Here is a 586-nt window from a genome sequence, read left to right as displayed (position 1 = left end):
TGGTTTCGGTGGCAGGTAGCGGCCCGGCATCACGCGCTGACGGATGCGCTGGATCCGGCCATAGCATTCACACACTGTCTCCTCTAGACCAGCCCGGTCTGTCACCGTGATGCTCCCGCGTCCCTGCTGAATGAGCCCCGCTGTTTGCAAGGTTCGCAGGACCACGCTCACGGTCGAGCGCTGCACCCCCAGCATCTCGGCCAGGAACTCGTGCGTGAGCGATAAGGTGTCCTGCTCGGCCTGGTCATGCATCATCAGGATCCAGCGGCAGCAGCGTGCCTCCACCGGATGAACGGCATTGCAGCTAAGGAGCTGGAACGTCTGGGCGAGCAGGAGTTCGCCGTAGCTGGCGATTAACTGCCGCATCTTGGGGTGAGCGTTGCGCACCTCATGCAGGTGCTCAATCCTGATGCGCGAGGCGGTGCCGGCCATCTGGACCACGTACCGCCCGAAGGCCTCCCGGGTCACAAGGGCGCTGAGCAGGCCAACGACACCACCGCGCCCGAACAGGGCCACCTCGACGGTGGTGCCGTCTTCCAGCACGTTCACCAGCGACACCACGGCATGGTGAGGGAAATAGGCGTGG

At 64.3% G+C, this 586-nt stretch carries 1 protein-coding gene; it reads right to left on the bottom strand.

Annotated elements, in window-relative coordinates:
- Positions 1 to 586: Crp/Fnr family transcriptional regulator (locus tag JKL46_RS35090; protein ID WP_201843075.1), on the bottom strand; the 586-nt coding region annotated here is incomplete at both ends.

The sequence above is a fragment of the Microvirga zambiensis WSM3693 genome, from assembly GCF_016735695.1.
GTDB lineage: Bacteria > Pseudomonadota > Alphaproteobacteria > Rhizobiales > Beijerinckiaceae > Microvirga > Microvirga zambiensis.
The sequence above is the reverse complement of the archived record's forward strand: the minus strand, read 5'-3'. Positions and strand labels throughout refer to the sequence as shown.